Here is a 13779-nt window from a genome sequence, read left to right as displayed (position 1 = left end):
TTTCCGCGGCGCACGGCCATGTACCCGGCGCATGCTGCGCAGGGTGACGCGTGCCGTGCGACATGATGGCCGCTGTCGTCTGCATCGTCGACGGGAAGGCATGCGCGCGCATCGGTGTCGCATGTGGCACACGCACACGCACACGCGGCACATGCACATGCTTCGCCGCGCACGCCGATCGCATCGACACAACGCGACGGTCGCGCGGATGCATTGCCCGCATCGCCATTCAATCGCAATCGCGCCGTTTCGACATGACCTCGATCAATGCAAGTGCGTCGCTGCGATCCACCGCATGCATGACACCGCCGGTGTCGCCGCGCGGAATCGTTCGCTTTTGCATCGCGCGGTGACCGGCACACGGTCGGCACGCAGCAAGGGCGTACGCCGATCCCCAGCCATCGGCCGTCGACCGGTACCGATCCGCAAACGAACGATCGATTCAAACGCCGCGCCGGCTATCTCGGCACGGTCGTCAGCTCGAAGACGCGCTCCGGCCGCCGCTGGTGGCCGGGCCAGTGCGTGCTGCCGTACATCCGGTGGACGGGGCCGAACAGCGCATCGCTCATGGGCGGCGGCGCGTCGAAGCCCTTCTCGATCACCATGTAGCCGGCACGCAGCGCGAACGCCGGATGATTGCCGCCGGGGCGGCTGTCGAAACCGGCGAAGCCGTCGCCGGCTTCCGGCATCGCATTGACGAGCGACGCGTTGCCGCGTGTGATTTCGTCGGGCGAGATCGGCCCGCCGCCGGCGAGGCGCGCCGCCTCGCGGTTCTTGCCGTCGGTGTCGACCGTGCTGTCGTGCGTGTCGTCGTTGTCGAGCTCGATGCTGCGCGGACGCGAACGAGCGGTTTGACCGGATGATTCCATCGCGGCTCTCCTCGCGGCGAAGCGTGCCGGATCGAAGCAAATCCCGTTCCGGGCGTGACGGGAAAAGGCGCGCGGGCGATCGCCGCGGTCGCGCGACGCGCACTGATTTGTCATGATTTATTTCAGCTAGAAGACGCGTTTTCTACAGAGTATGATTCTTTTCCTGCGAAGCGGCGACAGGGGATGCAGTCGCGCCGCCTCTGCCCGCGCCGGGGGGCCGCAGCACCCTTAAAGACGGGTAGTGAACAACAAAGCAAGGGACTTGAGGTGGCGGATTCATGCAAGCGACTACTGCCTTCACGCACCGCGGTTATCTGTTGAACTGCGCGCCCGCGCGCGCCAGTGACGGTTCGTTCAAACCCTATGTCGTGATCTCCCGATCGAGCGACGGGGAACTCGTCGCGAACCGTTTTTTCCCGATCGAGCTCCAGTTCAACGACGAAGGCGACGCGATCGCGCACGCGCGCGACTGGGCCGTGCGATGGATCGACGCGAGCAGCATCACGATCTGACGCCGCTGCGATCCAGTGCCGTCGGCCGTCCGGCCGATCCCCGGCGTGCCGCTCCCGGACGGAAAACGCGGTAATCTTGTGGAACCCGTCACTTTATTAGCGGCCGTGCGACCGAGCGTGGCTGCCTGCATTGGCATATGTCGACATCACCCGCCCGTCAGTGGGGCCTTGAAGAAATCGTTGCCGGCTTGCGCGAGTCGCGCGAGGAACTCCATCGCACGCGTCATCCGCGCGGCATTCGCGAGCTGCCGTCGCGCGACGCGATCTGCAAGATTGTGAATGGCCTGCGCGCGTCGATGTTTCCGACGCACTACGGCGCACCGGATCTGACCGACGAAAGCGTCGACTTCTACGTCGGCCACACGCTCGAAAGCACGCTGCGCATTCTGTCCGAACAGATCCGCCGCGCGTTGCCGTTCCTGCCCGAGCATGTCGATACGCCGTTCGCCGAGCTCGACGAACGCGCGTTCGAAATCGCGCGCGAATTCGGCCGGCAGTTGCCGGCCGTCCGCGCGCTGCTCGTCAGCGATATCCAGGCTGCGTATGCGGGCGATCCGGCCGCGCAGCACATCACCGAGATCCTGCTGTGCTACCCCGGCGTGCTGGCGATGATGCATCACCGGCTCGCGCATGCGCTGCACCAGCTGGGCGTGCCGCTGCTGGCGCGATTCATCAATGAAATCGCCCACTCGGCTACCGGCATCGACATCCACCCCGGCGCGCAGATCGGCCCGAGCTTCTTCATCGACCACGGCACGGGCGTCGTGATCGGCGAGACGGCGATCATCGGCGAGCGCGTGCGCGTGTACCAGGCCGTCACGCTCGGCGCGAAGAGCTTCCCGGCCGATGGCGAAGGTACGCTGGTCAAGGGCAATGCGCGGCACCCGATCGTCGAGGACGACGTGGTGATCTACGCGGGCGCGACGATTCTCGGTCGCGTGACGATCGGGCGCGGCTCGGTGATCGGCGGCAACGTGTGGCTCACGCACAGCGTGCCGCCCGGCACGAGCGTCGCGCAGGGCAAGGTTCGAGAAGGCGGGAGCGCCGACAAGCCGTAACGCGGCGCGCGGCCGACGGCTGCCGGCCGCCCTCGCGCACCGGTCAGTGCTTGCCGTCGGGCGCGCGGTGCTTGTACAGCACGTCCTGGTCGACGCGGATCAGGTTCTGCCCCGCATCGACGACGAAATCCACGCCGTTGTACGCGTTGCCCGTCAGCATCAGGATCGCGCTCGCGACGTCGTCCGGGCCCGCGATGCGCGCGAGCGGCGTCGATGCGCGGCTCGCGTGTTCGAAGTCGGCTTGCGTCTGGTCGTCGCTCGGCAGCATCAGCCCGGGGAACACCGCATTCACGCGCAGCACCGGCGCGGACGACAGCGCAAGCATCTGCGTGAGGTTGCCGAGCGCGGCCTTCGCGACCGTGTAGCTGAAATGGTCGCGGTGAAAGTTTTCCTTGATCTTCTGGTCGACCACATTCACCACGACACCCTGCGTGCCGGTCGCGCGGGCCCGTTCGTAGAATGCGCGCGTGAGCAGGATCGGCGCGCGGCAGTTGACGGCCCACGCCTGGTCGAATGCCGCGAGGTCGAAGCTCGGGAAATGGTCCTGCCAGAACACCGATGCGTTGTTGACGAGCACGTCGAGGCGCCCGAAGCGCGCATACACCTGGTCGATCAGCGCGGTGATCTGCGCGGCGTCCGACAGGTCGGCCTGCAGCGCGACCGAATCGTGCCCGCGTTCGGCGATCGCACGGGCCGCTGCCTGCGCGGCATCGGCCGAACGGTCGTAATGCACCGCGGTGCGATAGCCGTGCGCGGCGAAATACTCGGCGAACGCGCGCCCGGCCCGGCGCGCGGCGCCGGTCACGAGCACGACGGGCGCGTGCGCCGCTTGCTTCGTCTGCTCCATTACGTATTCGTCAGGTTGACTGAAGAAGGATTGGCGACGATCGACAGGAATTCGCGCCGCGTCGACGGATCGGTGCGGAACGTGCCGAGCATGCGCGACGTCACCATCTCGACGCCAGGCTTGTGCACGCCGCGCGTCGAGATGCACTGGTGCGCGGCTTCGAGGATCACGCCGACGCCCTTCGGCTGCAGCACGTCGAACAGCGTGTCGGCGATCTGCACGGTCATCTTTTCCTGGATCTGCAGGCGCTTCGCGAACGCGTCGACGAGGCGCGCGAGCTTCGAGATACCGACCACGCGATGATTCGGCAGATACGCGACGTGCGCGCGGCCGATGATCGGCACCATGTGGTGCTCGCAGTAGCTCTCGAAGCGGATGTCCTTCAGCACGATCATTTCGTCGTAGCCGTCGACTTCGCTGAACGTGCGCGCGAGGATGTCGCGCGGCTCCAGCGCATAGCCGGCGAAGAACTGCTCATAGGCGCGCACGACCCGTGCGGGCGTGTCGATCAGGCCTTCGCGCGCGGGATCGTCGCCGGCCCAGCGCAATAGCACGCGAACGGCGTCTTCCGCTTCTTCACGGCTCGGGCGGGATGCAGCCGGTTCGGGCCGCGCGGACTTCTTTTTAGCCATCTATCTGCTCCATCGAATGCTGCCGCCGGGGCGGCGCGGAATCCGGGCATTGTTTCATGCTTTCGCGGGGCGCGTGTGCGGCCGGGGGCCCGCTCTTCGCGTGAACATGCCCCGGCGCTCACTTCGGCCATTCGTCCTGTTCGTCGTTGAAGAGCGACGCGACGACGCCGCGCAGCCACGCAGTGCGCGGATCGTTGTGATACTTGCGATGCCAGTGCTGCTTCAGGTCGAAGCGCGGCAGCGCCAGCGGCGGCTCGACGGGCACGATGAACGCGTGCTCGGCCGCGTACGCATAGCCGATCGCATGCGGCACCGTCGCGATCAGGTCGGTGCGGCTCAGGATGAACGGCAGGCTCATGAAGTGCGGCGTCTCGAGCACCGCGCGGCGCTGCATGCGCTGCTTCGCGAGATATTTCTCGAGTACTTCCTGGCTGCGCCCTTCGGCGCGCACGACCGCGTGCCCGCAGCCGAGGAATTGCTCGACCGTGAACGGCGGCGCCTGCTCGAACGGATGGCCGCGCCGCATCAGGCACACGAACCGGTGCGTGAACAAGCGCTGCTGGAAAAAGTTGTTGCCGTCGAGATCCGGGAAGTAGCCCACCGCGAGATCGATCGAACCGGCTTCGAGGCCACGCCCGACTTCGTCGTGCGCGAGCGAGACCGAGCGCAGGTTCGCGTGCGGTGCGCGCGTCGCGAACGCCTGCAGCAGCTTCGGCAGGAACACGATCTCGCCGACGTCCGACAGCGCGATCGAGAACGTATGCGTGCTCGCGGCCGGGTCGAAGTCGTGCGGCGCGACGAGGCCGCGCTCGATCTGCGCGAGCGCGTCGCGCGCGGCCGGCAGCAGCGCGAGCGCACGCGGCGTCGGCTCCATCCCGCGCGACGTGCGCACGAACAGCGGATCGCCGAAGTACTCGCGCAGGCGCCCGAGCGCCGTGCTCACGCGCGGCTGGCTGACGCCGAGCAGGTCGCCCGCGCGGCTCACGTTGCGCGTGTCGTCGAGCGCGACGAGGTAGGGAATGAGGTTCAGATCGAGCGCATCCATCGCCAGGCCAGTATCGTCAAAACGTATACAACATATCTCCTGAATCGCGTTGCCGCATAGTCGGGAAAGCGCTCAAATGTGTTCGACGATTCGAATTAATGTTCAGGAGACGAACAATGCGCACCCAGGTCGCCATCATCGGCGCCGGTCCGTCCGGCCTTTTGCTTTCCCATCTGTTGCGCCTGCAAGGCGTCGATTCCATCCTCGTCGAAGCGCGTTCCCGCGAATACTGCGAGAACCGCATCCGCGCCGGCGTGCTGGAGCAGGGCACGGTCGACACGCTGAACGAAGCCGGCCTCGGCGACCGGATGCGCCGCGAAGGGCTCGAACATCACGGCATCGAACTGCTGTTCTCGGGCCAGCGCCACCGCATCGACCTGTCCGAGCTGACCGGCGGGCGCGCGATCACCGTCTACAGCCAGCACGAAGTGGTGCGCGACCTGATCGCGGCCGGCGTCGAGCATGGCCACGCGATGCACTTCGAGGTGAGCGACGTCGCGTTGCACGACGTCGAAGGCGAGCACCCGTTCGTCACGTTCAAGCATGCCGACGGCCGCGAAGACCGCATCGACTGCGACTACATCGCCGGCTGCGACGGCTTTCACGGCATCGCGCGCCAGACGATTCCGGCGGAACGATTGAACACGTTCGAGCGCGTCTATCCGTTCGCGTGGCTCGGCATTCTCGCCGACGCGGCGCCGTCGCTCGACGAACTCGTCTACGCGCATCACGACAACGGTTTCGCGCTGTTCTCGATGCGCTCGCCGACGGTCACTCGCCTGTACCTGCAGTGCAAGCCCGACGAAGACCTCGCCGAATGGTCCGACACGCGGATCTGGGACGAATTGCACACGCGCTTCTCGAACGACACGGGCTGGACGCCGACCGAGGGCCGGATCACGCAGAAGAGCGTGACGCCGATGCGCAGCTTCGTGTCGGAGACGATGCAGCACGGGCGCCTGTTCCTTGCCGGCGACGCCGCGCACATCGTGCCGCCGACCGGCGCGAAGGGGATGAACCTGGCGGTGGCCGACGTCCGCGCGCTGTCCCGCGCGCTCGGTGCGCGCTACCGCAACGGCGACGCGACGCTGCTCGACACGTATTCCGCGACCTGCCTCGAGCGCGTGTGGCGCGCCGAGCACTTCTCGTACTTCATGACGAACATGCTGCATTCGTCGCCGGAAGACTCGCCGTTCGTCAATCGCCTGAAGTTTGCGGAGCTGAAATACGTGACGCGCTCGCGGGCCGCCGCGCAGGCACTCGCGGAAAACTACGTCGGGCTGCCGTTCGACGATGCGACACCCCCCGAGGCAACCCGCCTTGACAACGCGCTGTGCACGACTCTATGATCGGCCCATCGTTCGCTAATCGAATCTCAGTTCGAATAGCGAACAAAACCGGGATCGACATCGGCCCCGGCGCGGCACGCGGCACGCGCGTGTCCCCTCGACAGGCCGCGCATCGAGCCGCGGGTTCGTATCAGGAAGAGACATGGTCAACAAGATTTTCGAATCGCTTCAGTCGGCGGTGGCCGACATCCACGACGGCGCGACAATCATGATCGGCGGCTTCGGCACGGCAGGCATGCCGTCCGAGCTGATCGACGCGCTGATCGAACAGGGCGCGCGCGACCTGACGATCGTCAACAACAACGCGGGCAACGGCGAAACCGGCCTCGCGGCGCTGCTGAAGGCGAAGCAGGTGCGCAAGATCATCTGCTCGTTCCCGCGCCAGAGCGATTCGCAGATATTCGACGGGCTGTACCGCGCCGGCGAGATCGAGCTGGAGCTCGTGCCGCAGGGCAACCTCGCGGAGCGCATCCGTGCGGCGGGCGCCGGCATCGGCGGCTTCTTCACGCCGACCGGCTACGGCACCAAGCTCGCGGAAGGCAAGGAAACGCGCGTGATCGACGGCAAGCCGTATGTGTTCGAGACGCCGATCCACGCCGATTTCGCGCTCGTGAAGGCGTACAAGGGCGATCGCTGGGGCAATCTCGTGTATCGCAAGACGGCACGCAACTTCGGGCCGATCATGGCCAGCGCCGCGAAGGTCGCGATCGTGCAGGTGTCGGAAGTCGTGCCGCTCGGCGCGCTGAACCCGGAGCACATCGTGACGCCGGGCATTTTCGTCCAGCGCATCGTCGAGGTGCCGCAGGCCGCGCATGCGGCCGAGCTGGCCGCCGAACACGCCACGTCCCAAGCCGCCTGAGGAAACCGACATGAAACGACTGACCCGCGATGAAATGGCCAAGCGCGTCGCCCAGGACATCCCCGAAGGCGCGTACGTGAACCTCGGCATCGGCGTGCCGACGCTGGTGGCGAACCACCTCGATCCGAGCAAGGAGATCTTCCTGCACAGCGAGAACGGGTTGCTCGGCATGGGCCCCGCGCCCGCGCCCGGCGAGGAAGACGACGAACTGATCAATGCCGGCAAGCAGCACGTCACGCTGCTCACCGGCGGTGCGTATTTCCACCACGCGGATTCGTTCGCGATGATGCGCGGCGGCCACCTCGACTACTGCGTGCTCGGCGCGTTCCAGGTTTCGGCGACCGGCGACCTTGCGAACTGGCATACGGGTGCGCCTGACGCGATTCCGGCGGTCGGCGGCGCGATGGACCTCGCGATCGGCGCGAAGCAGGTATTCGTGATGATGGAGCACCTGACGAAGCAGGGCGAGAGCAAGATCGTCGCGCAGTGCTCGTATCCGGTCACCGGCGTGCAGTGCGTGAGCCGCATCTATACGGATCTCGCCGTGCTCGACGTGACGGCCGACGGCCTTGCCGTGAGCGAGATCTTCACCGACCTGTCGTTCGACGAGCTGCAGAAGCTGACCGGCGTGCCGCTGATCGACGCGACGCAAAAGGCCGCTGCCTGAACCGCGAGCGTGCCGGCGCGTGCGCTTGCGCGCAGGCCGGCACGCTTGGGTGGACAATAGGCGCACGCCGTTTCCCCAATCTGATGCCATGCTCGAAGACAGCGCCCGTCTGACCTCCCTCATCTGCGGCACCGAGCCGCTCAACCGGATCTGGTCGCCCCGTGCGACGATCCAGCGAATGCTCGACGTCGAAGCCGCGCTCGCGCGTGCGCTCGCCGCGCAGCAGGTGATTCCCGCCGCCGCGGTTGCGCCGATCGAACGCGCGTGCGATGCGAGCCGGCTCGACGCCGACGCGCTCGCGCACGGCGCGGCGCTCGGCGGCAATCTCGCGATTCCGCTCGTCAGGCAGCTCACCGCGCAGGTGAAGGCCGACGACCCCGAGGCCGCGAAGTTCGTGCACTGGGGTGCGACGAGCCAGGACATCATCGATACCGCCACCGTGCTGCAGTTGCGCGACACGCTCGACGTGCTCGAGCCGATGCTCGACGAAGCATGCGCATCGCTCGCGGCGCTCGCGCGCACCCATCGCGCGACGCCGATGATCGGCCGCACGTGGCTGCAGCAGGCGCTGCCGATCACGCTCGGCCTGAAATTCGCGCAATGGCTCGATGCGTTGCTGCGCCATCGCGCGCGCTTCGCCGAGTTGCGCGAGCGTGCGCTCGTGCTGCAGTTCGGCGGCGCGGCCGGCACGCTCGCGAGCCTGCGCGAGCAGGCGGCCGGCGTCACGGCCGCGCTGGCGGCGGACCTGAAGCTCGCGGCGCCGGCCGTGCCGTGGCACACGCAGCGCGACCGCATTGCGGAAGCCGCATCCTGCTTCGGGATGCTGACGGGCACGCTCGGCAAGATCGCGCGCGACGTGTCGCTGCAGATGCAGACCGAAGTCGGCGAGCTCGGCGAGCCGGCCGCCGCCGGCAAGGGCGGCTCGTCGACGATGCCGCACAAGCGCAACCCGGTCGGCTGCGCAGCCGTGCTGACGGCCGCCGTGCGCGCGCCGAACCTCGTCGCGACGGTGTTCGCGGGCATGGTGCAGGAACACGAACGCGCGCTCGGCGGCTGGCAGGCCGAGTGGGATGCATTGCCCGATCTCGCGCGCCTGACCGGCGGCGCGCTGGCGCAGATCGCGCAGATCGTCGCGGGCCTCGACGTGAACACCGAACGCCTGACCGCGAACCTCGACCTGACCCGCGGGCTGATTCTCGGCGAAGCGGTGATGCTCGCGCTCGGCGACAAGATCGGCCGGCTCGACGCGCATCACGTCGTCGAACATGCGTCGAAGGAAGCCGTACGTACCGGCGCGACACTGTTCGACGTGCTCGCCGCCGATGCGACCGTGTCGGCCCACCTGTCGCGCGACGCGCTCGCGCGGCTGCTCGATCCCGCTCATTACGTCGGCGAGGCGCAGGCCTACGTCGACGCCGTGCTCGCGCTGCATGCGGGCGCGCAATCACCAGGAGAACATTGATGCCTTTCGCCACTGTCAACGGCGTGAAACTGCATTACCGGATCGACCGTGCGGCGCGCGACGACGCGCCGTGGCTCGTCTTCTCGAACTCGCTCGGCGCCGACCTGCAGATGTGGGCGCCGCAGATCCGTCCGCTCACGCAGCACTTCAACATCCTGCGCTACGACACGCGCGGCCACGGCCATTCCGACGCGCCGGCCGGTTCGTACACGATCGAGCAGCTCGCCGGCGACGTGATCGGCCTGCTCGACCACGTCGGCATCGCGCGCGCGCATTTCTGCGGGATCTCGATGGGCGGGCTGACGGGTGCTGCGCTGGCCGCACGCTTCCCGTCGCGCATCGTTCGCGCGGTGCTGTCGAACACCGCCGCGAAGATCGGCTCGCCGGAAGTGTGGGCGCCGCGGGCGCAGAAGGCGCGTGCCGAAGGGATGGCCGCGCTCGCCGACGCCGTGCTGCCGCGCTGGTTCACCGACGCGTTCGTCGAACGTGAGCCGCGCCTGTTCGATGCGATCCGCGACACCTTCGTGCATACCGACAAGGACGGCTACGCAGCGAACTGCGACGCGCTGAACGCAGCCGACCTGCGCGAAGAGGTGAAAGGCATCGCGCTGCCGGTGCTCGTCGTGACCGGCGCGAAGGACGTGTCGACGCCGCCCGACCAGGGCCGCGCGCTGGCCGCCGCGATTCCGGGTGCGCAGCACGTCGAATTCGACGCCGCGCATATTTCGAACATCGAGTGCACCGACGGCTTCAACCGCGCGCTGCTCGATTTCCTGACCGCGTGAGGCACCGGCGATGGACGACCAGGAACGTTATGAAGCAGGGATGAAGGTGCGCCGCGCGGTGCTCGGCGACGCGCACGTCGACCGTTCACTCGAGAACCGCACCGAGGTGACCGACGAATTCCAGAACCTGATCACGCGCTATGCATGGGGCGAGATCTGGACGCGCGACGGCCTGCCGCGCCATACGCGCAGCCTGCTGACCATCGCGATGATGGTGGCGCTGAACCGCGGCGAGGAACTGGCGCTGCATCTGCGCGCCGCGCGCAACAACGGCGTGACGCGCGACGAGATCAAGGAAGTGCTGCTGCAGACCGCGATCTATTGCGGCGTGCCGGCTGCGAACTCCGCGTTCCATCTCGCGGACAAGATCTTCAAGGAGCAGGATGGGGCCGCCTAGGTGAGGCCGGTTGATTGCCGGGCGTAGTCCGAGCCTGGGTCGAGGCACGCTGATGGTGGCGGGCTTCGACGATGAATGAACGCGCCGGCAGAGCATCGGCGCGCGGCGCACCGGATGTCCGGTGCGCGAACAAAGGCAAGACGTGGTTCCGAGGCCGCGTCGCTTATAAACAGAGTGGCTTTGCATGGGGACAGAGTAAGCGCTGAAGCGCCCACTCCGGTCGACCGCAAAGCATGGGATCCAGGTAACCGCTAAAGCGCTAACTTGGATCGACACAGGAGACTAGCGATGAATCGCACACCCGTGGTCGATGTCCAGACCTTCATCAACGAGCAGCCGTTCGGCGGTTTTCAATGGCTCGTATTCCTCATGTGTTTCGTGATCGTGCTGCTCGACGGCTTCGATACGGCTGCGATCGGCTTCATCGCGCCGTCGCTGCTCGGCGAATGGAACCTCACCAAACCGGATCTCGCACCGGTGCTGAGCGCCGCGCTGTTCGGCCTCGCGTGCGGCGCGCTCGTGTCGGGCCCGCTGTCCGACAAGCTCGGGCGCCGCTCGCTGCTGCTCGGCTCGGTGTTCCTGTTCGGCGTCGCATGCCTGATGTCCGCATTCTCGACGACCATCGGGCACCTGACGATCCTGCGTTTCATCACCGGCGTCGGGCTGGGCGCGGCGATGCCGAACGCGGTCACGATGATGGGCGAGTTCTGCCCGGACAAGCGCCGCGCGACCGTGATCAACCTGATGTTCTGCGGCTTCCCGCTCGGCGCCGCGTTCGGCGGTTTCCTCGCCGCATGGATGATTCCGCATTTCGGCTGGCGCAGCGTGCTGATCCTCGGCGGCGTGACGCCGCTGCTGCTCGGCGTGCTGTTGCTGCTGAAGATGCCGGAGTCGGTGCGCTTCATGGTTGCCAACAACCACGCAGTCGACAAGGTGCGCGCGACACTCGCGCGCATCTCGCGCGATGCGCTGAACGCCGGCTCGTTCGCGCTGACGGAAGCCGCGCCGCAGACCGGCGGCAAGGGCCTCGGCGTCGTGCTGTCGCGCTCGTATATCGTCGGCTCGGTGATGCTGTGGCTCGCGTACTTCATGGGCCTCGTGATCTTCTACGCGTCGATCAACTGGATGCCGATCCTGCTGAAGGATGCCGGGCTGACGCCTAAGAGCGCGACGCTGATCTCCGCGCTGTTTCCGCTCGGCGGCGTCGGCGCCGTGCTGTGCGGTGTGCTGATGGACCGCTTCAACGCGAACCGTGTGATCGCCGTGTGCTATGCGCTGACGGCGGTGAGCGTCTATGCGATCGGGCAGGCGGCCGGCAACGTCGGGCTGCTCGTGCTGATCGTGTTCGTGGCCGGCGTGCTGATGAATACCGCGCAATCGTCGATGCCGGCGCTTGCCGCCGCGTTCTATCCGACCGAAGGGCGTGGCACGGGTGTCGCGTGGATGCTCGGCGTCGGCCGCTTCGGCGGGATTGCGGGATCGTTCCTCGTCGCCGAGCTGACGCGCCGGCACTTCTCGTTCGCGGGCGTGTTCGCGACGATCGCCGTCGCGGGCTTGCTCGCGTGTGTCGCGCTGCTGATCAAGCAGATGGCGCGGCCGCATGGCGTGACGCAGCCGGCAGGCAAGATCGAATCGCTCGGGCATTGAGCGAAGCGCGGGCCGGTGCGATGCGCCGGCCCGCCGCTACGGCGGCCGTCGGGCCGCCGGCTATTCCTCCGTGTCGTGTTCCCTCACGAAAGTGCGCAGATACGCGCGCAGCGCGGCCTCCCGGCCGCGATGATCGGCGAGGTTCGCGGCGCCCATGTCTTCCTCTTCACCGAACATCGTCGGCGGCGCGCTGTAGATGCCGATCTCGATGTCCTCGCGCAGCACGCGAATCTCGTGCGTGAGCGGGTGATACTCGGCGATCCAGTGCATCCCCTCGATGTGTTCGCCCGCCCTCAGCAATGGCTTCATCGACACTCTCCCGGCAGCAGCGGCGCAACCGGCGAAACGGTTGGGCGCGCCCGTAACAAAAGGGTACGCCTGCATCGGGCGAATCTCAACGGGCGCGTGGTGAGCGCTCACTACGCCAGCAGGTGCGCGACCAGCGGGTACAGCGACAGGATCAGCAGCATGGCCATCGTCATGTTGAACATGCGCAGCGCGCGCGGGTTCGACAGGAAGCGGCGCAGGCCGAGGCCGAAAGCGGCCCACAGGCAGATGCACGGGAAGCCGATCAGGATGAACACGACGGCCATCCATGCGGCGTTCATCCCGTAGTCGGCGGACAGGCGGACCGTCGTCGCGGCGGTCAGCACCATCATCCAGGCCTTCGGGTTGATCCACTGGAACGCGGCGGCTTCGATGAACGTCATCGGACGCGGCTTGCCGCCGTGCGCCTTCACTTCGCCCGACGTGCCGATGCGCCACGCGAGGTACAGCAGGTACGCGACGCTCGCCGCTTCGAGGATCGTGTACAGCACCGGCATGCGCTTGAACGCTTCGCCGAGGCCGAAGCCGACGCAGAGCATCAGGATCGCGACGCCGATGCTGATGCCGAACAGGTGCGGCATGGTGCGGCGGAAACCGAAATTGACGCCGGATGCGAGCAGCATCGTGTTGTTCGGGCCGGGCGTGATCGACGTGACGAGCGCGAACAGCATGCCGGCGGGCAATGCGCTGAGGGTGAGGAATTCCATCGCGGATTCTCCATTCGGTTCTGGACTGGGATGGAGGCCAGTTTAGCGACGGTTTTCTGTACAGTACCGGTACAGTTGGTTTGACGAATGCCGGTACGGGGGAGGAATTGTTGTTGGGGGCGACGTTTAGATGATGTTGTTTCGCAGAAAAGATGTCCGCAGTCTCAATATGTTGTCTTTGAATAAAAGGCAACATATCGGCGGTTGTCATCGCGCGTGTCTATGCGCGCAGGGCTGCATATAAGCGGACTCTCAGTCTCGACGAAGTGGCCCCCTGAAACACGGGGGGCAGGTACCTTACTTGATTTTGACGACGACCTTACCCTTGGCACGTCCTTGGGCTAGGTATTCAAGCGCTTCCTTTGCTTGTTCAAACGGAAATACCTTGTCAATCACGGGATGGATACGTTCGGACGTAAGCAGTTTGCCAATTTCGGCGAGTTGAGCGCCGTCGGGGCGTACGAAGAGAAATGAGTAGGTGACGTCCCGCTTTCTCGCAAGACGAACCTGTCCGCATTTTTGTGGGCGAGGCGGTTGAACAACAGGTTATCCACGCGCCTGCGTGAATCGCTCGCCGAACAGGATAGCAAACTGGTTCATCGCTGATTTCCAGTCG

Annotated in this window: 15 protein-coding genes and 1 pseudogene; 9 read left to right on the top strand and 7 right to left on the bottom strand. The window is 66.4% G+C overall.

Annotation, left to right across the window (positions count from 1 at the left end):
• Positions 1–458: 458 nt before the first annotated feature.
• The gene (locus tag FFS49_RS38770; RefSeq protein ID WP_105815166.1) at positions 459–869 is read right to left on the bottom strand and encodes a DUF3005 domain-containing protein; all 411 of its coding nucleotides are present in this window, start codon (positions 867–869) and stop codon (positions 459–461) included.
• A gap of 278 nt (positions 870–1147) precedes the next feature.
• Between FFS49_RS38770 and FFS49_RS38765 the strand changes: the two genes are divergently transcribed.
• Both FFS49_RS38765 and epsC read left to right on the top strand, forming a co-directional pair.
• The gene (locus tag FFS49_RS38765) at positions 1148–1381 is read left to right on the top strand and encodes a hypothetical protein (RefSeq protein WP_011356723.1); all 234 of its coding nucleotides are present in this window, start codon (positions 1148–1150) and stop codon (positions 1379–1381) included.
• Positions 1382–1518: 137 nt separating this feature from the next.
• Positions 1519–2439, top strand: coding sequence for a serine O-acetyltransferase EpsC (gene epsC, locus FFS49_RS43035; RefSeq protein WP_039344500.1), 921 nt, complete (start codon positions 1519–1521; stop codon positions 2437–2439).
• A gap of 43 nt (positions 2440–2482) precedes the next feature.
• On the opposite strand, the gene FFS49_RS38755 is transcribed toward epsC, so the two are convergent.
• The 3 genes from FFS49_RS38755 to FFS49_RS38745 form a co-directional block, all read right to left on the bottom strand.
• Entirely contained in the window at positions 2483–3286 is an 804-nt protein-coding gene (locus FFS49_RS38755) for an SDR family oxidoreductase (protein ID WP_039344497.1), read from the bottom strand.
• A complete protein-coding gene (gene folE, locus FFS49_RS38750; protein WP_021157584.1) occupies positions 3286–3918 on the bottom strand; it encodes a GTP cyclohydrolase I FolE in 633 nt (210 codons plus the stop codon). Before folE ends, FFS49_RS38755 begins: the two co-directional genes overlap by 1 nt.
• Positions 3919–4036: 118 nt before the next feature.
• Positions 4037–4963, bottom strand: coding sequence for a LysR family transcriptional regulator (locus FFS49_RS38745; RefSeq protein ID WP_039344491.1), 927 nt, complete (start codon positions 4961–4963; stop codon positions 4037–4039).
• A 116-nt stretch (positions 4964–5079) separates the two neighbouring features.
• Here FFS49_RS38745 and pobA point away from each other — a divergent pair, with 116 nt between their 5' ends.
• The 7 genes from pobA to FFS49_RS38710 all read left to right on the top strand — a co-directional run bounded on the left by pobA (position 5080) and on the right by FFS49_RS38710 (position 12129).
• Complete coding sequence (pobA, locus tag FFS49_RS38740; protein WP_105815165.1) at positions 5080–6312, top strand: 4-hydroxybenzoate 3-monooxygenase; 1233 nt, start codon at positions 5080–5082, stop codon at positions 6310–6312.
• 142 nt (positions 6313–6454) lie between these two features.
• Positions 6455–7171, top strand: coding sequence for a 3-oxoacid CoA-transferase subunit A (locus FFS49_RS38735; RefSeq protein WP_039344485.1), 717 nt, complete (start codon positions 6455–6457; stop codon positions 7169–7171).
• A gap of 10 nt (positions 7172–7181) precedes the next feature.
• A complete protein-coding gene (locus tag FFS49_RS38730; protein WP_034189746.1) occupies positions 7182–7838 on the top strand; it encodes a CoA transferase subunit B in 657 nt (218 codons plus the stop codon).
• 88 nt (positions 7839–7926) lie between these two features.
• Positions 7927–9300 (top strand): 3-carboxy-cis,cis-muconate cycloisomerase, encoded by a 1374-nt coding sequence (locus FFS49_RS38725; RefSeq protein WP_105815164.1) that lies wholly within the window; start codon positions 7927–7929, stop codon positions 9298–9300.
• Positions 9300–10085: a 3-oxoadipate enol-lactonase gene (pcaD, locus tag FFS49_RS38720; RefSeq protein ID WP_105815163.1), complete on the top strand. Its 786-nt coding sequence runs from the start codon at positions 9300–9302 to the stop codon at positions 10083–10085. Before FFS49_RS38725 ends, pcaD begins: the two co-directional genes overlap by 1 nt.
• Before the next feature lie 10 nt (positions 10086–10095).
• On the top strand, positions 10096–10482 hold the full coding sequence (pcaC, locus tag FFS49_RS38715; RefSeq protein ID WP_046548861.1) for a 4-carboxymuconolactone decarboxylase: 387 nt from the start codon (positions 10096–10098) through the stop codon (positions 10480–10482).
• A 288-nt stretch (positions 10483–10770) separates the two neighbouring features.
• A complete protein-coding gene (locus FFS49_RS38710; RefSeq protein ID WP_105815162.1) occupies positions 10771–12129 on the top strand; it encodes an MFS transporter in 1359 nt (452 codons plus the stop codon).
• A 60-nt stretch (positions 12130–12189) separates the two neighbouring features.
• Here FFS49_RS38710 and FFS49_RS38705 read toward each other — a convergent pair whose 3' ends face one another.
• The 3 genes and pseudogenes from FFS49_RS38705 to FFS49_RS38695 all read right to left on the bottom strand — a co-directional run.
• Positions 12190–12438 (bottom strand): hypothetical protein, encoded by a 249-nt coding sequence (locus FFS49_RS38705; protein WP_039344463.1) that lies wholly within the window; start codon positions 12436–12438, stop codon positions 12190–12192.
• Between the two features lie 110 nt (positions 12439–12548).
• Positions 12549–13163, bottom strand: coding sequence for a LysE family translocator (locus tag FFS49_RS38700; RefSeq protein ID WP_105815161.1), 615 nt, complete (start codon positions 13161–13163; stop codon positions 12549–12551).
• Positions 13164–13460: 297 nt separating this feature from the next.
• A pseudogene (locus FFS49_RS38695) lies at positions 13461–13670 on the bottom strand (zinc-binding dehydrogenase); the annotation flags it as partial.
• Between the last annotated feature and the right edge of the window lie 109 nt (positions 13671–13779).

Origin of the sequence: Burkholderia sp. 4NA327C6, from assembly GCF_005502655.1 — a bacterium.
GTDB lineage: Bacteria > Pseudomonadota > Gammaproteobacteria > Burkholderiales > Burkholderiaceae > Burkholderia > Burkholderia contaminans.
Note: the sequence above shows the minus strand (reverse complement) of the source record. Positions and strands in the feature narration are given on the sequence as shown.

Bases quoted from the DNA above. Each gene is read 5' to 3' on its own strand.
- pcaD (WP_105815163.1), top strand. From the start codon at position 9,300: ATGCCTTTCGCCACTGTCAACGGCGTGAAACTGCATTACCGGATCGAC.
- FFS49_RS38765 (WP_011356723.1), top strand. From the start codon at position 1,148: ATGCAAGCGACTACTGCCTTCACGCACCGCGGTTATCTGTTGAACTGC.
- FFS49_RS38705 (WP_039344463.1), bottom strand. From the start codon at position 12,438: ATGAAGCCATTGCTGAGGGCGGGCGAACACATCGAGGGGATGCACTGG.
- FFS49_RS38770 (WP_105815166.1), bottom strand. From the start codon at position 869: ATGGAATCATCCGGTCAAACCGCTCGTTCGCGTCCGCGCAGCATCGAG.
- FFS49_RS38725 (WP_105815164.1), top strand. From the start codon at position 7,927: ATGCTCGAAGACAGCGCCCGTCTGACCTCCCTCATCTGCGGCACCGAG.
- folE (WP_021157584.1), bottom strand. From the start codon at position 3,918: ATGGCTAAAAAGAAGTCCGCGCGGCCCGAACCGGCTGCATCCCGCCCG.
- FFS49_RS38700 (WP_105815161.1), bottom strand. From the start codon at position 13,163: ATGGAATTCCTCACCCTCAGCGCATTGCCCGCCGGCATGCTGTTCGCG.
- FFS49_RS38710 (WP_105815162.1), top strand. From the start codon at position 10,771: ATGAATCGCACACCCGTGGTCGATGTCCAGACCTTCATCAACGAGCAG.
- pobA (WP_105815165.1), top strand. From the start codon at position 5,080: ATGCGCACCCAGGTCGCCATCATCGGCGCCGGTCCGTCCGGCCTTTTG.
- FFS49_RS38745 (WP_039344491.1), bottom strand. From the start codon at position 4,963: ATGGATGCGCTCGATCTGAACCTCATTCCCTACCTCGTCGCGCTCGAC.
- FFS49_RS38755 (WP_039344497.1), bottom strand. From the start codon at position 3,286: ATGGAGCAGACGAAGCAAGCGGCGCACGCGCCCGTCGTGCTCGTGACC.
- FFS49_RS38730 (WP_034189746.1), top strand. From the start codon at position 7,182: ATGAAACGACTGACCCGCGATGAAATGGCCAAGCGCGTCGCCCAGGAC.
- pcaC (WP_046548861.1), top strand. From the start codon at position 10,096: ATGGACGACCAGGAACGTTATGAAGCAGGGATGAAGGTGCGCCGCGCG.
- epsC (WP_039344500.1), top strand. From the start codon at position 1,519: ATGTCGACATCACCCGCCCGTCAGTGGGGCCTTGAAGAAATCGTTGCC.
- FFS49_RS38735 (WP_039344485.1), top strand. From the start codon at position 6,455: ATGGTCAACAAGATTTTCGAATCGCTTCAGTCGGCGGTGGCCGACATC.